The 1134-nt window shown below is 70.0% G+C and carries 1 protein-coding gene; it reads left to right on the forward strand.

Annotated features, from left to right (window positions below):
- Window positions 1-68 precede the first annotated feature (68 nt).
- A complete protein-coding gene (locus tag QEZ54_RS36195; RefSeq protein ID WP_281309305.1) occupies window positions 69-1127 on the forward strand; it encodes an IS30 family transposase in 1059 nt (352 codons plus the stop codon).
- The last annotated feature ends 7 nt before the right edge of the window (window positions 1128-1134 follow it).

Genomic DNA, 1134 nt, shown 5'->3' on the forward strand with positions numbered 1-1134 from the left:
CTTGATCACAACCAGTTGTTGCAATTTGGGTTGTACCGCCTGACGCGACAAGTGGTGGGGGTCGGGCGGTGCCGGGTAAGCGGCTGACAGCAGAGCAGCGGGCGACGATCCAGCGGTGTTGGGCGGCGGGGTTCACCCAGGCCCATATAGCGATCGCGGTCGGGGTGCACGCCTCGACGGTGTGCCGGGAGGTGGCCCGTAACGGCGACGACCGTTACGGGCCGCCTCATCCGCGGCGCAAGGGCCGGGGCGGGCGGCTGGCGGGGGCGTACCGGTGGCGCTATGACGCGGTACTGGCGCAGTTGCGGGCGGCGCGGCGGGCGCGGCGGCCCAGGCCGGCGAAACTGGCCGGGCCCGGGCCGTTGCGCGACACGGTCGTGGCGGGACTGGCCAAGCGGTGGTCACCGGAGCAGATCGCGGGACGATTGCGCTTCGAGCATCCCGACGCCCCGGAGTGGCACGTGTCCACCGAAACGATCTATCTCGCGATCTACGTGCAGGCCCGCGGTGGCCTGAAAGACCTGTTCGAACGCCCCGTCCTGCGCACCGGCCGCGCCCACCGGCGCACCCAGCACCCCGACGGCCGCCGCGCCCGCTTCGCCGACCTGCCGCACATCGACAGCCGCCCGGCCGAGGCCGCCGACCGCAAAACCGCCGGCCACCACGAAGGCGACCTCATCATCGGCGCCCACGGCAGATCCGGCATCGGCACCGTCGTCGAACGCACCACCCGCTACCTCACCCTCGTGGCACTGCCCGACCACCGCGACCCCACCGCCGTCGCCGAAGCCGTCGCCGACCAGCTCACCCACCTACCCCGCCAACTGCGACGCAGCCTCACCTGGGACCGCGGCCTGGAGATGGCCCACTCCCACAAACTGTTCACCGCCCGCACCGACACCGCCGTCTACTTCGCCAACCCCCACAGCCCCTGGGAACGCGGCACCAACGAGAACACCAACGGACTACTACGCGAGTACCTGCCCAAAGGCACCGACCTCAGCCGGCACACCCAGGAATACCTCGACGGGGTCGCCGCTGAGATCAACGGACGACCCCGCAAGGTCCTCGGCTACCGAACACCCGCCGAAGTGTTCGAAGAACACCTAATTGCAACTACCGAGTGAAACCGCC

The sequence above is a fragment of the Catellatospora sp. KI3 genome (assembly GCF_029948125.1).
In the GTDB taxonomy this organism is placed as follows: Bacteria; Actinomycetota; Actinomycetes; order Mycobacteriales; family Micromonosporaceae; genus Catellatospora.